Below are 14,258 nucleotides of genomic sequence, written 5' to 3'. Positions count from 1 at the left end.
GCGCCGCCCCATCACTGGAGCAGCGGCGGCGGCTTGACCGTCTTGGTGTCCGTCAGCGTCTTGAGGTACGCCACGAGCGCCGCCTCCTCCGCGAGCGTCAGGTCGAGGTCGCCGAACTGGACGCCGATCGCGAGCGTCCCGGTCTCCTCCGGCTCGGGCCAGCAGTTCGCCGCCAGCGCCTCCGCCTCGGTCCAGTCCGGCTTGCTCGGGTCGCACCGCGTGACCCCGAACTTCGCCGCGGTCGCGCCGGCGCTGCTCACGTCCGCGGTGTTGTAGAAGTGGACCAGGCTCTCGAGGCTCTTGAACCATCCGTTGTGGGTGTACGCCTTGACGAAGCCCTTGTACGGGCGCTTGTCCACGTTGCGCAGGGTCGGGGTCTTGTGGAGCCCGAGCTGGTCCGGGTCGCCGGTGCGAGCGCCGAAGCCCGGGCTGCCGGGCGGACCGGGGATCGAGGGATTACGCGGCACGCCGATGTTGTGATAGGCGGCGTCGGTGTAGAGCTCGCCCGGATCCAGCCCCTCCTTGTTGGGATCTTCGGCGCCGAGCACCGGCGTATTGCTGTGACACGCCGCGCAGCCCGCCTTGCCGTAGAACAGCTCGTGCCCGAGGTTCTCCTGGGCCGTCAGACCCTCGAGCGGAAACGCCACGTTCTCCCCCTCCAGCCCGATCTCGGCGGCCAGGGCCTTGTCCCGCTTCGAGCTGAACGAGTTGACCTCGTCCGACGATTGCCAGGCCGAGAGCGCCACCGCGATTCGCTTGAAGCTGAGCATGAAGCCGCCGTCGGTGCAGTCGATCTTCTCGCCCCAGGCCAGCCGGTACAGCAGCGAATAGGGCGCCTTGGCCACGTGGGCACAGACCTGCTTCGGGCTGATGTTCTGCTCGACCGGGTTCGGGAACGGCTGCAGCGCCTGATCGGCCACCGGCCCGAGGAACTGGGCGAACAGGCCCTCCAGGACCGCGCTGCCCTCGAAGACCTCGACGCCGGCGTGCGTCGTCGCCCCCGCGATCACCGGATCCACGTTGCCCTCGGCGCGGCCGTCCCAGAAGGCCCCGCCGCAGGGCAAGCCGGACGGGTCACACTGCTCCTGCAGCGGCAGGTTGCGGACATACGCATTGGTCGGGGCCTTGATACTCCCCACCGCGCCCGGCACCGCCCCCGGGGCCGCCACCTGCAATTGGTTGACCTTGTCGTCGGGGAACGTGAAACCGGCCGCCGGATCATGACAGCTGACGCAGCCCTGCTTGCCCTTCGGGACCGAGATCTTGTCGAAGAAGACGAACTTGCCGAGCTGCTTCAGGCTCAGCTCCTGCTGCTTGAAGGACCGGGCCGCCGGGACCTCGCCGTCGAACAACGACTCCAGAGCAATTATTCCTTCCGCGTCGGCGTCGGCGTCGGCGACCCATCCCGGCTCGTCGCTCGGCTCGACGCTGTCGCACTGTAAAAACCCTGCGATCGGGCTCGTCAGCAACGAACCGATCATGATGGTGTGCATGGAAATGTTCATGCGTAGATCTTCCTCCGTACAACTCTGACCGGGTCTACCTACCGACGATGCAGGGACTCCATACCGCGAGCAAGCAGCGACGGTGCTGGCTATCACCCGCAGGGCCCCGCGTGGAGCGCCCCGAAACGCCGCGGATGCAGGGCTCGCGCCTCCGTTCACGCGACCCCCGGAACACGGCGTCACACACCTGTGCGATCGCCCGTCACTTCTCGGGCCCGATCGCAGTGGCACCAGATCCGCCTCGGCGTCGAGCGATGATTGGACGATCGCCCGCTCCTCGGCGTGTCACAAAGGTCCGTGGCCTCCTCGGCGCGCCCCTCGTCGCCCGCGGCGAGACAGCAGCGGCTCGAGCCGGTGGTAGACCGCGAACGACGACGGCGCTGACACGTCCGCGCCGTCCGAATCGGCGCACCCGCCCTCCGCGGCGCCGGCCCGTCCGCCTGTCGTCCGCGACCGCGACGAGGCGGATGGGACACCGGCTCGAAGGCCGCAGGTCGAGAGAAAACACCGCGACGTGTCCGCCCACGCTTGCATCATTATGGCAACTGCCGCAAATCCGCCCCATTTCGCTGTTCTGAGCGGCGTCCAACCCGCACCCGGGGAAGTCCCGATTTAACGAGGGTCGACAAAGGTTGTCGGGCTCCCACCCCCGAGCCCTGTGTGAGCCAATCCTCCAAATCGCGGATCACGCGACGAAACAATGTTCGATCGCCGCATCGGCGAGTTCCCCGCCGATCGGTGGACCACGACCGGGGCCAGGTGCGGCGAGTCCACCCATTTCGCGGACCGTCGGTCGAATCAGCGTTTCACCGGCAGGGAGGCGCGTATTGGGGTCCGTGGACCGACTGTGATCGGGGACAAGGCCGCGTCGTGCTCGCCCCGCGGTTCCCCTCAGACTTGCCCTCGCCGACGCTCGCGCCGTAGCGCCCGCGTCCACGAGCTGAAGAAGAGCCGAACTCCCCATGCTATTCAATCACACCAGTATCCTCCTCACCGCTATCACCCTGGGCTTCGCCATCCCCTGGACGGAGCCGACGTGCGATTGTAATCCGCACCCCGATCCCGAGCCCGAGTGCAAGTACAACGAGGATTGTTCCGGCGACGAGATTTGCGTCAATTATGAATGCGTCTCCCCGCCGGAGTGCCAGGTCGACGCCGACTGCGACCCCGGCGAGATCTGCAAGGACTACGTCTGCGTCACTCCTCCGGAGTGCCAGGTCGACGCCGACTGCGACCCCGGCGAGATCTGCAAGGACTACGTCTGCGTCACTCCTCCGGAGTGCCAGGTCGACGCCGACTGCGACCCCGGCGAGATCTGCAAGGACTACGTCTGCGTCACTCCTCCGGAGTGCCAGGTCGACGCCGACTGCGACCCCGGCGAGATCTGCAAGGACTACGTCTGCGTCACTCCTCCGGAGTGCCAGGTCGACGCCGACTGCGACCCCGGCGAGATCTGCAAGGACTACGTCTGCGTCACTCCTCCGGAGTGCCAGGTCGACGCCGACTGCGACCCCGGCGAGATCTGCAAGGACTACGTCTGCGTCACTCCTCCGGAGTGCCAGGTCGACGCCGACTGCGACCCCGGCGAGATCTGCAAGGACTACGTCTGCGTCACTCCTCCGGAGTGCCAGGTCGACGCCGACTGCGACCCCGGCGAGATCTGCAAGGACTACGTCTGCGTCACTCCTCCGGAGTGCCAGGTCGACGCCGACTGCGACCCCGGCGAGATCTGCAAGGACTACGTCTGCGTCGATCCCCGGCCTACGTGCAAGTACGACTCCGACTGCCCCGACCATCACGTCTGCAAGTACGGCAAGTGCAAGGAAATCTGCAAGCGCTTCGTGGATTCCCAGTGCGAGTGACGGTCGCCCCACCGATATCGCAGCGCGAGCACCCGTCCCGACGTACCCGAGGGGAGCGACACGACCTGCGCGTATCGAGCCCAGGGGGCATCAGGAGCGGTCGAGCCGGCGGAGAGCGCCGCGACCACCGAGCTGGAGCTCCCGGCGGTCATGGACACGCACCCTGACCGGGCGTGCTGACGAGCGAGCCTCGCCCGCGGAGCATCTCCGCGGGCGATGCTCCGCGCCGGCGCGCCCGGCGTCGATGATGACCGCCGCCAGCTTTGCCCCGCGGCGGCACAGGGCCCCGGCAGCACCGGGCCCCGGCATCGCTCGGAACCTTTGCGTCTCGAGCGGACCGAGGCCGCGCAGCGAGCCCCGGTCGCGCATGCTTCTCTGGACATGTCTCTTCATGCATGTCCCCTGGGCCATGGCAGCTCGGCGCCGTCACGCCCCGCCCGCCGGCGAAGCGACGAGCGCCTACTCGGCCGCTGCGTCTTCACCGAGGGTGAAGTCCGGCGGCGGGGTCCACACGAACTCTCGCCCGTCCGGATACTTGACGCGATACGGCGCCGTGCCGTCCTTGCCGAGGGCTTCGATGACATCGCCCTCCTCGCCTGAAGGGGTCGTAACACGAGTGCCTACCGGTACTTTCATGGCGTCGTCCTTCCAGAGTCGGCGACGGTCCAGCGCGCGAACCGTGCTCCTCATGTGTTTTGCGGTCCCCGCCATCGGCAAGCCCGCACGCCCGGGGGGATCGGCGCCGGCCCCGGAGCGCTCTCTGCCGCTGTACCGGCGCGCTGCTGAGGCCGCCGCGACGGACCGGCGCGGAGCGCGAGGCAGGCCCTCGCCCGCACCTCGCGCACCGCGGGTCGTCCGGGCGGGGGGACGCCTACGCGTCCTCCCTCGCTCGCGGCATCAACCGCCGCAGCGCCTCGTCGTCGAGCTCCTCGAGCGCGAGCACGGCGAGGTACGGATCGTCGCCCGGCAGTCGCAGCCAGCGCGCGAACGCCGGCTCGGTCTTCATACCCTCGCGCTTCCACTGCGTGATCGTCGCGACCGCCGCCTCGCCCGCCAGCGCCAGCACCCGCGCCTCGATCTGCAGGTGCCGCCAGCCGTGCTGCTGCGCCACCGGCTGCGGCTGCCCGAACAGCTCGACCGCGAACTCGTCGGCGGCGAACCGCACGATCGTCGACGGCACCCCGCGCACCGGGGCCTGCTCCGTCGTGAACCCGGGCCGCGTCGCGTACGGCGAGCACGCCGCGACGAACGCCGCCGGGTCATGCACCTCGCACAGCACGTCGAGGTCGCTCGCCTCGGTGTGGATCGGCAGCGGCAACGTCCCTGCCAGCGCCGGCCGGAACGCGGCGAGCCGCTCGAAGATCGCCAGCGACTGCAGCACCGCGTACGCCCGCCGCTGCCGCGGCGCGCCCGTCCGCAGCGCCTCGAGATCGGTCGTCGCGCCCCGCATCGACGCCAAAGCCTAGCCGAACCGCCGCGACTTCGCGCCGCGAGCGCGGGCACCACCTCACCCCGCCGCGCGCCGGCCCAGCGCCTGCGTCACGAACGCCACGAACGTCCGCTCGAGCCGGCTCGGCACCCGGTCGAGCAGGCGGACCAGCGAGATCCGGTTCGTCAGCGCCCGCTTGCGCGTCGTCACCGCCACCAGCTCGCCGGCCGCCAGCGCCCGCGCCACCGTGTGCGCCGGCACCACCCCGAAGCCCATCCCGTGGCTCGTCGCCGCGATCACGGCCTGCACGCTCTCGACCGCCAGCGCCGGCTCGAGCCGCGGCGGCACCCGGCCGAAGTGGTGGCGGAACCACCCGCGCACCGCCGGCGCGCTCGCGTGGTAGTCGACGAAGCGCTGCCGCGACAGCCGCGCGAACGCCCGGCTGCCCGCGAGCGTCGCCGCCTCGTGGCCCGCCGCCGCCACCAGCACCAGCGCCTCCTCCATCACCTCGGCGACCTCGAAGCCCGCCAGCCGGCGCGCCGCCGCACCTGGCCCTTCGAACAGGTCGGCGAACCCGAGGTCGAGCCGGCCCTCCTCGAGCAGCGGCACGATCTCCGACGGGTGTCCCAGGCGCAGCGAGAAGCGCACGCCCGGGTGCACGCGGGCGAACGCCGCCAGCACCTCGGGCAGGCGGTGCGCCCCGAACTCGACCGGCGCGCCGATCTGCAGCGTCCCGGCCAGCTCGTGGCGCGCGCGGTGGATCTGCCCGACCCGCTCCTGCAGCCCGGCGACGAACGGCGCGACCACGGCGAACAGGGCCTCGCCTGCCGCCGTCGGCACCACCTCGCGGTGGCGGCGGACGAACAGCTGCGCCTTCAGCTCGTCCTCGAGCTTGGCCAGGCTCTGGCTCACCGCCGACTGCGTCACGTGCAGCGCCGCCGCGGCCGCGCTGACGCTGCGCGCCTCGTGGACGTGGAAGAACACCCGCAGGCGGTTGAAGTCCGGCAGCATTAGTCTCACTTATACCACGGCATAGAAACACGAACGTGACTGATGCGTCGCCCTCCCGCATCTTCGCCGGCGGGAGGCCCCGCGAGGCGGGGAACGTGTCCATGACCACCACGACGAGAGACATCAGCGACGAGACTCTGGCCCCGCGCGGGCGCGACAAGATCGAGTGGGCCGAGCGGGCCATGCCGGTGCTCGCGGCCATCCGCGAGCGATTCTCCCGCGACCGCCCGCTCGCCGGCGTGCGCGTGGCCGCCTGCCTGCACGTCACCGCCGAGACCGCCGCGCTCGTGCGCACCCTGCGAGCCGGCGGCGCCGACGTGCGCCTGTGCGCCAGCAACCCGCTCAGCACCCAGGACGACGTCGCCGCCTCGCTGGCCGTCCACGACGGCGTCGCCGTGTTCGCGCGCGCCGGCGAGGACCGGCCGACCTACTTCGCCCACCTGGCCGCCGCCCTGTCACACCGGCCGCAGCTCGTCATGGACGACGGCGCCGACCTGGCCACCCTCGTCCACACCCGCCACCCCGCGCTCGGCGACGCGATCGTCGGCGGCACCGAGGAGACCACCAGCGGCGTCACCCGCCTGCGCGCCATGGCCCGCGACGGCGCCCTGCGCTACCCCGTGATCGCCGTCAACGACGCCGTCGCCAAGCACATGTTCGACAACCGCTACGGCACCGGCCAGAGCACCATCGACGGCATCCTGCGGGCCACCAACCGCCTGCTCGCCGGCGCCTGCTTCGTCGTCTGCGGCTACGGCTGGTGCGGCCGCGGCCTGGCCGCCCGCGCCGCCGGCATGGGCGCGCGCGTCGTCGTCACCGAGGTCGACCCGCTGCGCGCGCTCGAGGCCACCATGGACGGCTACCAGGTGCTGCCGATCGCCCGCGCCGCCGCGATCGGCGACGTCTTCTGCACCGTCGCCGGCAACCGCGGCGTGATCGGCGGCCCCGAGTTCGCGCTGATGAAGGACGGCGCCGTGGTCGCCAACGCCGGCCACTTCGACGTCGAGCTCGACCTCGCCGCCCTCGCCGCCCTCGCCCCGCAGCGGCGGCGGATCCGGCCCGCCCTCGACGAGTTCGTGCGCCCCGACGGCCGCCGGATCTACCTCCTCGCCGAGGGCCGCCTCGTCAACCTCGCCGCCGCCGAGGGCCACCCCGCCGCCGTCATGGACCTCAGCTTCGCCGACCAGGCGCTCGCCGTCGAATTCGTGCTCGCCTCCGGACGCGAGCTCGCGGCCGACGTCCACGCCCTGCCGCGCGCCCTCGACGAGGAGGTCGCCCGCCTCAAGCTGCGCGCGCTCGGGGTCGAGATCGACGTCCTGAGCCGCGAGCAACGCGACTACCTCGCCGGCTGGCGCGCCGGCACCTGATCACGATGTGTGGAGCGCGAGCGCTGCGGCCGACGCCTCGAACCGGGGTCGACGGATCGAAGTCTGCCGCGCTCCGCCCATTCGCCGCGCCGCGGTACGAACCGAGGGCCTGCCCCTATTCGCCCGACTCTCGCGGCCCCGCGGCCGTGCGCACCGAGTATTCGGTCCCGGCGCGGATCGGCATCGTCATCGATTGGAAGCCGTTCCGCGGCTCTCGCAAGTACGCGACGTATTCGCGGTAGTTGCCGCGGAAGTGGCCGACGTTGTCGGTCAGCACCACCGCGCCCCGGCGCATGTGCGGCGCGACGAGCTTGAGGATGTCCAGCGCGAGCATCGGGAACCCGTCGTTGAGGAAGAAGTCGACCTCACCGTCGATCGACCGCAACGTCTCGCGCGCGTCGCCCTCGCGGATCTCGACGTAATCGCCGAGCCCCGCCTCGTCGACGTGCTCCCGGGCCCGCCGCGCCTTCGCCGGCACGAACTCGGTGCCGATGACCTTGCCCCCGCCGTTGTCGCGCACCGCGGCCGCCAACCAGATCGTCGAGATCCCGAACGACGTCCCGAACTCGACGACCTGGCGGGCCCGCAGCGCCCGCGCGGTCAGATAGCAGAAAGCCGCCTGCTCGCGCCCGAGGGCGATGTACTTGTCGGCGTAGAACTCGCGGGCCTCGTCCTTGAAGTCGATCCGCTGGCCCAGGAGCAGCCGCGGAAGCAGCGGCAAGTACTTCAACAGCAGCCGCGGCATCTGGCGATCCGCCTCGGCGTGCAGCCGCCGGAGGACGCGCGCGGCCCGGCCGTCGAGCAAGTCGAAGGATGCTTGGCTCATGCAATGGCCTCTCTCGTTCGCATGATAAAATGATAACGATTTTCAATATCACCGTCAAGCCGCGAATTCCGCCCCCAATCTCGACTCTGAAGCTTCACCCCGACCCGCTCGCGACGAGCGGCCGCGCGTGCGGTCCGCCGCGCCTCGAGCCGCGCGGCCCGGATGCCTGTCGACCACGCGACCCCCGAACCGCGCCTGCCCGTCCGGGGATCGCGGCACGTTCGCCGCCGCCGGCGTTCTTCGTGAACTTCCAGTCGGTCGCCGCGGCGTCGACCTCGCAGGCGAGCCCGTCCTCGCACGGATCGCAGTGCTCGCCGGCGCAGTCGACATCCGTCTCGTCGCCGTTCTTCGCCCCGTCGTCGCACAGCGGAATGGCGCACAGGCCTCGGTCGCACACCCCGCTCTGACAGCCCATCGCGACCTCGCAGCCGAGCGCGTCGCCGCAGGGGCCGCACATGGGCCCGCCGCAGTCGACCGCGGTCTCCTCGCCGTTCTCGACGCCGTCGTCGCACGGGCGCTGCGCAGGCCCCCGTCGACGCAGCTCTGCGACGCGCAATCGACCGCGTCCACACACGCTTGCGACTCGCCGCAGGCCGGGCAGTCGGCGCCGCCGCAGTCGACGTCGCTCTCCGTGCCGTTCTGGACCGCGTCGTCGCAGCTCGCCGGCGGCAATCCGCAGACCTCGCCCACGCAGCTCGTCCCCTCGCAGTCGCCGTCCGCGACGCAGGCCGAGTTGTCGGCGCAGCCCGGACAGGCCGGGCCGCTGCAATCGACGTTTGTCTCGCTCCCGCTCTGCTCGCCGTCCTCACACGATTCGACGACCCCGGTGGTCGTGTCGCTCGTGGTGCTCGCGTCCGTCGTCGACGAGCTCGTGGTCCTTCGCGCCGAGACGTCCTCGTGACGCGACCGTGACCTGCTCCGCGGTTTGTGTCGCTCGGCGCAATGTCCATTGCGGATCGGAGCCGGCTCGCAGCATCGACCCCGCCGTCGGGGGTTCGCCCGCGCGGCCCGGCTCGCCCGCCCGTCGCTCAGATCCACGGCGGGTTGACGCGGCAGGCGCCGCAGATCCGGTGATCCCCGCGGCGATCGTGCAGATGCAGCGCGCGCAGCGCCGCGTAGCCCGGCCCGTGGTAGATCTGCCGCAGGGTCTGCACATTCGTGTCGCCGAGGATCAGCTGGCGCAGCGCCGCGTCCTCGCAGCACGGCGACACGCGGCCGTCGGCGTACACGTACATCTTGCGCCACGGCGCCGGGCACGGCGTCTGCGGCTGCGAATCGTCCATCACCCGCAGGCGTCCGCGCACCGGCACCGCGCGGTCGGTCTTCCTGAGCTCGCCGAGCCAGTCGGTGCGGTCGGCGATGCTCACGCGATCGACCCGGGGCCGCCAGAAGCGCACGAACTCGGGCAGCTCGTGGACGTTCTCGGCCAGGGTCACGCACGACACCGTCACCCTCGGCACCTCGCCCTCGTGGGCCCGGCGCAGCTCGAGGAACCGCTCGATGTTGGCGTACACCCGGTCGCGCGACAGCGGCGGCATCACGGCCTCGTAGACCGGCTTCGAGAAGCCGTTGACGCTGAAGTTGACCTCCGTCCAGCCGCCGAGCTCGAGCATCGCCGCCGCCAGCTCGGGCGTCAGTATGCTCGCGTTCGAGAAGAAGCTGTACGTCATCCCCGCCATGCACACGTACTGCAGCCGCTCGAGCCAGCGCTTGTCGACCATCGGCTCGCCGTAGATGCTGAGGCACACCGAGTCGACGCCCCACGCCGACGCCTCGTCGACCAGCCGGCGGAACAGGTCCATCGACATCACCCCCACCATCTTGCGCTCGCTGTGGACGCACATCGAGCAGCGGGCGTTGCACGTCAACACCGTCTCGAGCCACAGCTGCGGCGGCGCCCCGGCCTGCACCGCCGCCTCGGCCCCGGCCGCGCGGCTGCGGACGAACCGGCGGAACGCCGCCGTCTGCTGCAGACGCGGCGAGCGGTAGACCCGCTTGGCCAGCGCCACCGCGGCCGGCGAGCGCGCCACCAGCCGCCGCGCCCGCGACAACAGCGTCCCCGGCACCGTCGCGCCGCTCATGACCTCGCCTCCTCGCAGAGGCCGCGAATGCGTTTACATGTCCCTTGAGACATACTGAAAGCTCCTCCGCGACGCGCGTCGCCGGCCCGCAGCAGGCCCGCGCTCGCGTCTCTGATCGTTGCAGTGGCCGGCCCTCGCGACGTCCGTCTCCACCGCGGCGCGCCCTGCCGGCCAGCGATCGCAACCGTCTCGCCTGGCCAGCGGGCCCGCCCTCCGTCTCCGCCGCGACGCACCCGCGGCTGCCGCATCCGAATTCGCGTCGGTGGCCGGTCGACGCGCCATCCGTCATTGCCACCGCAGCGGTACGGCCCGACCCCGCGGCTCGCGCCGCCGCGGAGCTCAGGCCTCCGCCCCGCTCACAGCGCCGGGCAATCGAGCGACGGGTTCGGCGACACCTCGCAGGTCGCCTCGAACGTCGCGCCGCTCGGCACCGGCGTGCTGCGCACCACCACGAACTCGAGGTTGAAGCCCTCGGCGACGCACACGGGCGACATGTCGTCGATCGCGCTCGGCGTCTGCCCGCCCTGGTCGACCAACTCGGCGAAGCACATCGTCGAGCCGGCGGGGATGATCCAGTTGCCGCCGACCTCCTCGCACTTCGGCAGCGGCACGCGGGTCTGGGCGCCCGGATCGACCTCGAACACCTCGCAGTTCGGATCGACCACGGGGGACTCCGGCGCGACGTCGGCGACGCACAGCGGCATGCAGGCCGGGCGGAGCTGGTCGGCGATCCGCGACGCGATCGCGGCCATCGTCGCGCTGTAGTCGTCGTCGCAGATCGAGAAGATGTCGCGGTCCTCGCCGACCGCGAACGCCTCGGCGACCTCGCGCTCGCGCACCGGCGGGACCGCGCCGAGCGACTCGGCGTCGATGCAGCCGTGGCCGATGCCGAAGTCGTTCTGGACCTGCGGGTCGAACGAGTCCTCGTACACGATCTCGGCCTGGTGCGACTCGTAGCCCCGCGGCACGCCGGCGATCATCATCACCCGCACCTCGGCGAACGGGTCGAACTTCCGCTTCTCGTCCTCGATCGCCTGCAGGAACGCGGTGTAGTGCGACACCGGCCGCAGCACCGCCTTCTCGTCGCTCACGCCCGGGTTGCCCTCGAGGTCGTGGTTCTCGGCCGAGCAGCCGGCGTACGTCGGCCCGGCGCCCTCGCAGCGCACGCCCGCGTTCCAGCACAGCGCGCTGGTCGGCGCCGGCGCGTCCGGGTCCTCCCAGAACACCTTGTTGGTCGTGAAGATCTCCTCGAAGTCGGGCTGCGGCGAGCAGTCGGTCTCGTCGCTGAACAGCACCACCGACAGGCTGGCCTGCGGGCGCAGGAACCCGAAGTTGCTCGCCGAGGCCTCGTCGGCCGTGCGCGCGATCGCCCTGAACATCGACTCGAGGTGCGACTCGAAGCCGCAGCCGGTCACGCCCTGCGGCATGAAGCACTGCAGCGCCTGCGCCGGCGAGACGCCCTCGGGCAGGTTGCTCGCGCCGCCGCCGTTGCCCTCGACCTCGACCCACTTGCGCGGCGCCAGCTCGCCGTTCGACGCGTGCGTCGCCGTCGGCTTGATCGGCAGGTCGGCGTCGCTCAGCGAACACGTCGCCGTGCACGCGGCCGACACGTCGTCGAGGATCCCCGGCACCTCGAACTCGCCCGCGGCCACGCGCTCGAGGCAGCTCGTCAGCACCAGCTCGCCGCGCTCCGGCGTGGTGTCCATCGGGCAGCGCGGGTTGCCGTTGTCGGTGGTGGTGATGCCGATCCGGTAGCTGAGGCCGCCGAGCGCCTCGACGAACGCGGGCATCGCCGCCGCCAGCTTCGCCTGCCGGGTCGCCATCGACAGCGAGTTGTCGACCACGAACAGGATGTCCGCCTCGAGGCTCGAGCCGATCGGCACCGTCGGATTCGGCTCCGGCCCCTCGGTGTCCGACATCGGCCCGTCGGTCGGATCGGTGGTCGTCGGCGGGTCCGTCGTCGGCCCCTCGGTCACCGGCCCTTCGGTCATCGACCCGTCGGTCGCCGGCCCGTCGGTCGTCGTGTCGCTGTCGGTCTCGTCGCCCGGGTCTCGCTCGGTACACCCGGAGGCCGCGACGAGCGCTGTCAGGAGGCCGAGGTTACGCGCCCAAAAAACCCAAGGATAAGCCTGCATCCCTCCGTTATAGCGCAGGCCGCGGCCGGCCACCGGCTCGCCCCCGACGCGCGACCGCACGACGCGGACGCCCGGCACCCACACGACACGCGAGGACCGCTGCGACAGCCGCGTCGCAGTCCGGGCGGTCTCGCCCGGCCCAGCAATAATATGTCCGGAAGGACATGTCCATCTCGCCATGCGCCCGCCGCGGACGGACCCATGTCGCCGGCACGGCGTTCAGCGCGAGCGGGCGAGGCGGAACCCGAGGTCGTCGACGCGGAAGGTCGGGTGACTGCGGCGGCGGCACGCCGCCCGCAGGCCGCGCGGCCGATCGTTCCACCCGCCGCCGCGGAACACGCGATACGGCCCGTAGACCTTCGCGTCGTAGACGTCCCAGCACCACTCCCACGCGTTGCCGATCGTGTCATAGAAGCCCCACGCGTTGGGCTCGCGGGTCGCCACGTCGTGCGGCGCGCCGCCGGAGTTGCCGTGGTGCCACGCGATCGCGTCGAGGTCGCCGTAGCGCTCGCCGGTCGTCCCGGCCCGGCACGCGTACTCCCACTCCGCCTCGGACGGCAGGCGGTAGCCGTCGGCCTCCCAGTCGCACGTCACGTCGCGCGCCTCGGGATCGTCTCCGAACGCGTAGCACGGCCGCAGCCCCGCCTGCAGCGACAGCTCGTTGCAGAACCGGATCGCGTCGTTCCACGACACCTCCGTCACCGGCGTCCGCGGCCCCGCCGACGACGGCGGCGCCGTCCCTCGCACCGCGGCATAAAGCTCGCGCGTCACCGGCACCGCCGCCAGGCGAAACGGCGCCAGCGCCACCGTCCAGTTCGTCTTGGTGCCCTCGTCGCGGAGGATCACCTCCGCCGCCGGCAGCGCGATCATGCGCGCGTCCAGTTCGTGGAGCAGTGTCTTGTCGAGGGTCATCGCGGCCGCGCCTGGTCGAGGACGGGTTTCCTACCGACCGCGCCGGCGGGTGTCAACGCGACCTCGCGCCGCAAGCCAGCATGGCCGCGGTCTCGCCACCGAGCGCGCGCCTCCCTGGCGCGACGCGCCTCGGCGTGTGCTTCACCCGCTCACGTCACGTGGATCACCACCTTGCCGGTCGTCTTTCGCGCCGCCATCGCCGCGTGGGCCTCGCCGACGGCAGCGAGCGCGAACGTCTGCCCGACCACCGCGTCGACGCGTCCGCGGACCACGAGCGCGATCACTTCGGCGAGGGCCGCCTGTCGCTCGGCGAGCGGCAGCGTGAACGTCGCGAAGCCGACGATCGCTTGATTGCGGATCATCAGCCCCGCCGTCTGCTCGCGGCTCCACTGCGTCGTGCCCAGCGTGTCGGCGCCGAACAGCACCAGTCGACCGCGGGGCGCGAGCGCCTCGAGGCTGCGGGCCGCGGCCTCCCCGTCGCCGGCCACGAACACGACGTCCGCCCCCTGCCCTGCGGTCGCCTCGCGCACGCGCGCGGGCCACTCGGGGTCGGCGGGATCGATCGTCGCCGCCCCGAGGCGCCGCACCAGCTCGCGCTTGCTCGCGCTGCTCGCCGCCCCGATCACGCGCCCCGCACCCATCTCGCGGGCGAGCTGCACGAGCAGCGTGCCGACGCCGCCCGCGGCCGACGGCACGAACACCGACTCGCCGCCGCGGAGCTGCGCGGCCCGTCGCAGCCCGAGCAGGGCCGTGGGCGCCTGGGCCGGCAGGGCCACCGCCTGCGCGAACGACATGGCCTCGGGGATCGCCAGCACCGTCGTCGCCGGCGCGACCGCGAACTCGGCGAGACCGCCCTGGTTCGGCAGCAGCGCGACCGCGCGGTCGCCGGGCGCGAACCCTCGCACCGCCGGCCCCACCGCGTCGACGACCCCCGCCGCCTCGAACCCGGGGATGAACGGCAGCGGCGGCGCGCCCGAGAGGCGTCCCGCTCGCAGCCCGAGGTCGGTGTAGCTCAGGCCCGCCGTGTGGACCCGCAGCCGGATCTCGCCCTCGCCCGGCGTCGGCGTGGCCACCTCCTCGCAGCGGAGCACCTCGGGCCCGCCGAAACCGTGAATTCGTACCGCTTTCAC

The 14,258-nt window shown here is 71.7% G+C and carries 12 protein-coding genes; 3 read left to right on the top strand and 9 right to left on the bottom strand.

Features of this window, described 5'->3' with window-relative positions; translation table 11 throughout:
- Nucleotides 1-11: 11 nt before the first annotated feature.
- Complete coding sequence (locus NAEX_RS39675) at nt 12-1,505, bottom strand: cytochrome-c peroxidase (protein WP_096332657.1); 1,494 nt, start codon at nt 1,503-1,505, stop codon at nt 12-14.
- Between the two features lie 962 nt (nt 1,506-2,467).
- On the opposite strand from NAEX_RS39675, the gene NAEX_RS39670 reads away from it, so the two are divergent.
- Entirely contained in the window at nt 2,468-3,367 is a 900-nt protein-coding gene (locus tag NAEX_RS39670) for a DUF7107 domain-containing protein (protein WP_096332656.1), read from the top strand.
- A gap of 459 nt (nt 3,368-3,826) precedes the next feature.
- On the opposite strand, the gene NAEX_RS39665 is transcribed toward NAEX_RS39670, so the two are convergent.
- The 3 genes from NAEX_RS39665 to NAEX_RS39655 all read right to left on the bottom strand — a co-directional run bounded on the left by NAEX_RS39665 (nt 3,827) and on the right by NAEX_RS39655 (nt 5,807).
- Complete coding sequence (locus tag NAEX_RS39665) at nt 3,827-4,003, bottom strand: DUF1918 domain-containing protein (protein ID WP_100793562.1); 177 nt, start codon at nt 4,001-4,003, stop codon at nt 3,827-3,829.
- A gap of 235 nt (nt 4,004-4,238) precedes the next feature.
- Complete coding sequence (locus NAEX_RS39660) at nt 4,239-4,817, bottom strand: DUF4269 domain-containing protein (protein ID WP_096333882.1); 579 nt, start codon at nt 4,815-4,817, stop codon at nt 4,239-4,241.
- A 57-nt stretch (nt 4,818-4,874) separates the two neighbouring features.
- Nucleotides 4,875-5,807 carry a LysR family transcriptional regulator gene (locus tag NAEX_RS39655; protein WP_096332654.1) on the bottom strand — a complete coding sequence of 311 codons (933 nt, stop codon included), beginning with the start codon at nt 5,805-5,807 and terminating at the stop codon, nt 4,875-4,877.
- A gap of 101 nt (nt 5,808-5,908) precedes the next feature.
- Here NAEX_RS39655 and ahcY point away from each other — a divergent pair, with 101 nt between their 5' ends.
- Nucleotides 5,909-7,174 carry an adenosylhomocysteinase gene (ahcY, locus tag NAEX_RS39650; RefSeq protein ID WP_096332653.1) on the top strand — a complete coding sequence of 422 codons (1,266 nt, stop codon included), beginning with the start codon at nt 5,909-5,911 and terminating at the stop codon, nt 7,172-7,174.
- A 115-nt stretch (nt 7,175-7,289) separates the two neighbouring features.
- Here the strand turns inward: ahcY and NAEX_RS39645 are convergent, their stop codons facing one another.
- On the bottom strand, nt 7,290-8,000 hold the full coding sequence (locus NAEX_RS39645; protein ID WP_096332652.1) for an O-methyltransferase: 711 nt from the start codon (nt 7,998-8,000) through the stop codon (nt 7,290-7,292).
- 307 nt (nt 8,001-8,307) lie between these two features.
- Here NAEX_RS39645 and NAEX_RS48960 point away from each other — a divergent pair, with 307 nt between their 5' ends.
- Nucleotides 8,308-8,901 (top strand): hypothetical protein, encoded by a 594-nt coding sequence (locus NAEX_RS48960; protein ID WP_143141511.1) that lies wholly within the window; start codon nt 8,308-8,310, stop codon nt 8,899-8,901.
- A 127-nt stretch (nt 8,902-9,028) separates the two neighbouring features.
- Here the strand turns inward: NAEX_RS48960 and NAEX_RS39630 are convergent, their stop codons facing one another.
- The 4 genes from NAEX_RS39630 to NAEX_RS39615 form a co-directional block, all read right to left on the bottom strand.
- Nucleotides 9,029-10,081, bottom strand: coding sequence for a radical SAM/SPASM domain-containing protein (locus NAEX_RS39630; RefSeq protein ID WP_096332649.1), 1,053 nt, complete (start codon nt 10,079-10,081; stop codon nt 9,029-9,031).
- A 356-nt stretch (nt 10,082-10,437) separates the two neighbouring features.
- Nucleotides 10,438-12,216 (bottom strand): VWA domain-containing protein, encoded by a 1,779-nt coding sequence (locus tag NAEX_RS39625; RefSeq protein ID WP_143141512.1) that lies wholly within the window; start codon nt 12,214-12,216, stop codon nt 10,438-10,440.
- A gap of 219 nt (nt 12,217-12,435) precedes the next feature.
- A complete protein-coding gene (locus NAEX_RS39620; protein WP_096333881.1) occupies nt 12,436-13,086 on the bottom strand; it encodes a formylglycine-generating enzyme family protein in 651 nt (216 codons plus the stop codon).
- A 191-nt stretch (nt 13,087-13,277) separates the two neighbouring features.
- A complete protein-coding gene (locus tag NAEX_RS39615) occupies nt 13,278-14,258 on the bottom strand; it encodes a quinone oxidoreductase family protein (RefSeq protein WP_170136397.1) in 981 nt (326 codons plus the stop codon).

This window comes from Nannocystis exedens (assembly GCF_002343915.1).
Taxonomy (GTDB): Bacteria; Myxococcota_A; Polyangia; order Nannocystales; family Nannocystaceae; genus Nannocystis; species Nannocystis exedens.
Note: the sequence above shows the minus strand (reverse complement) of the source record. Positions and strands in the feature narration are given on the sequence as shown.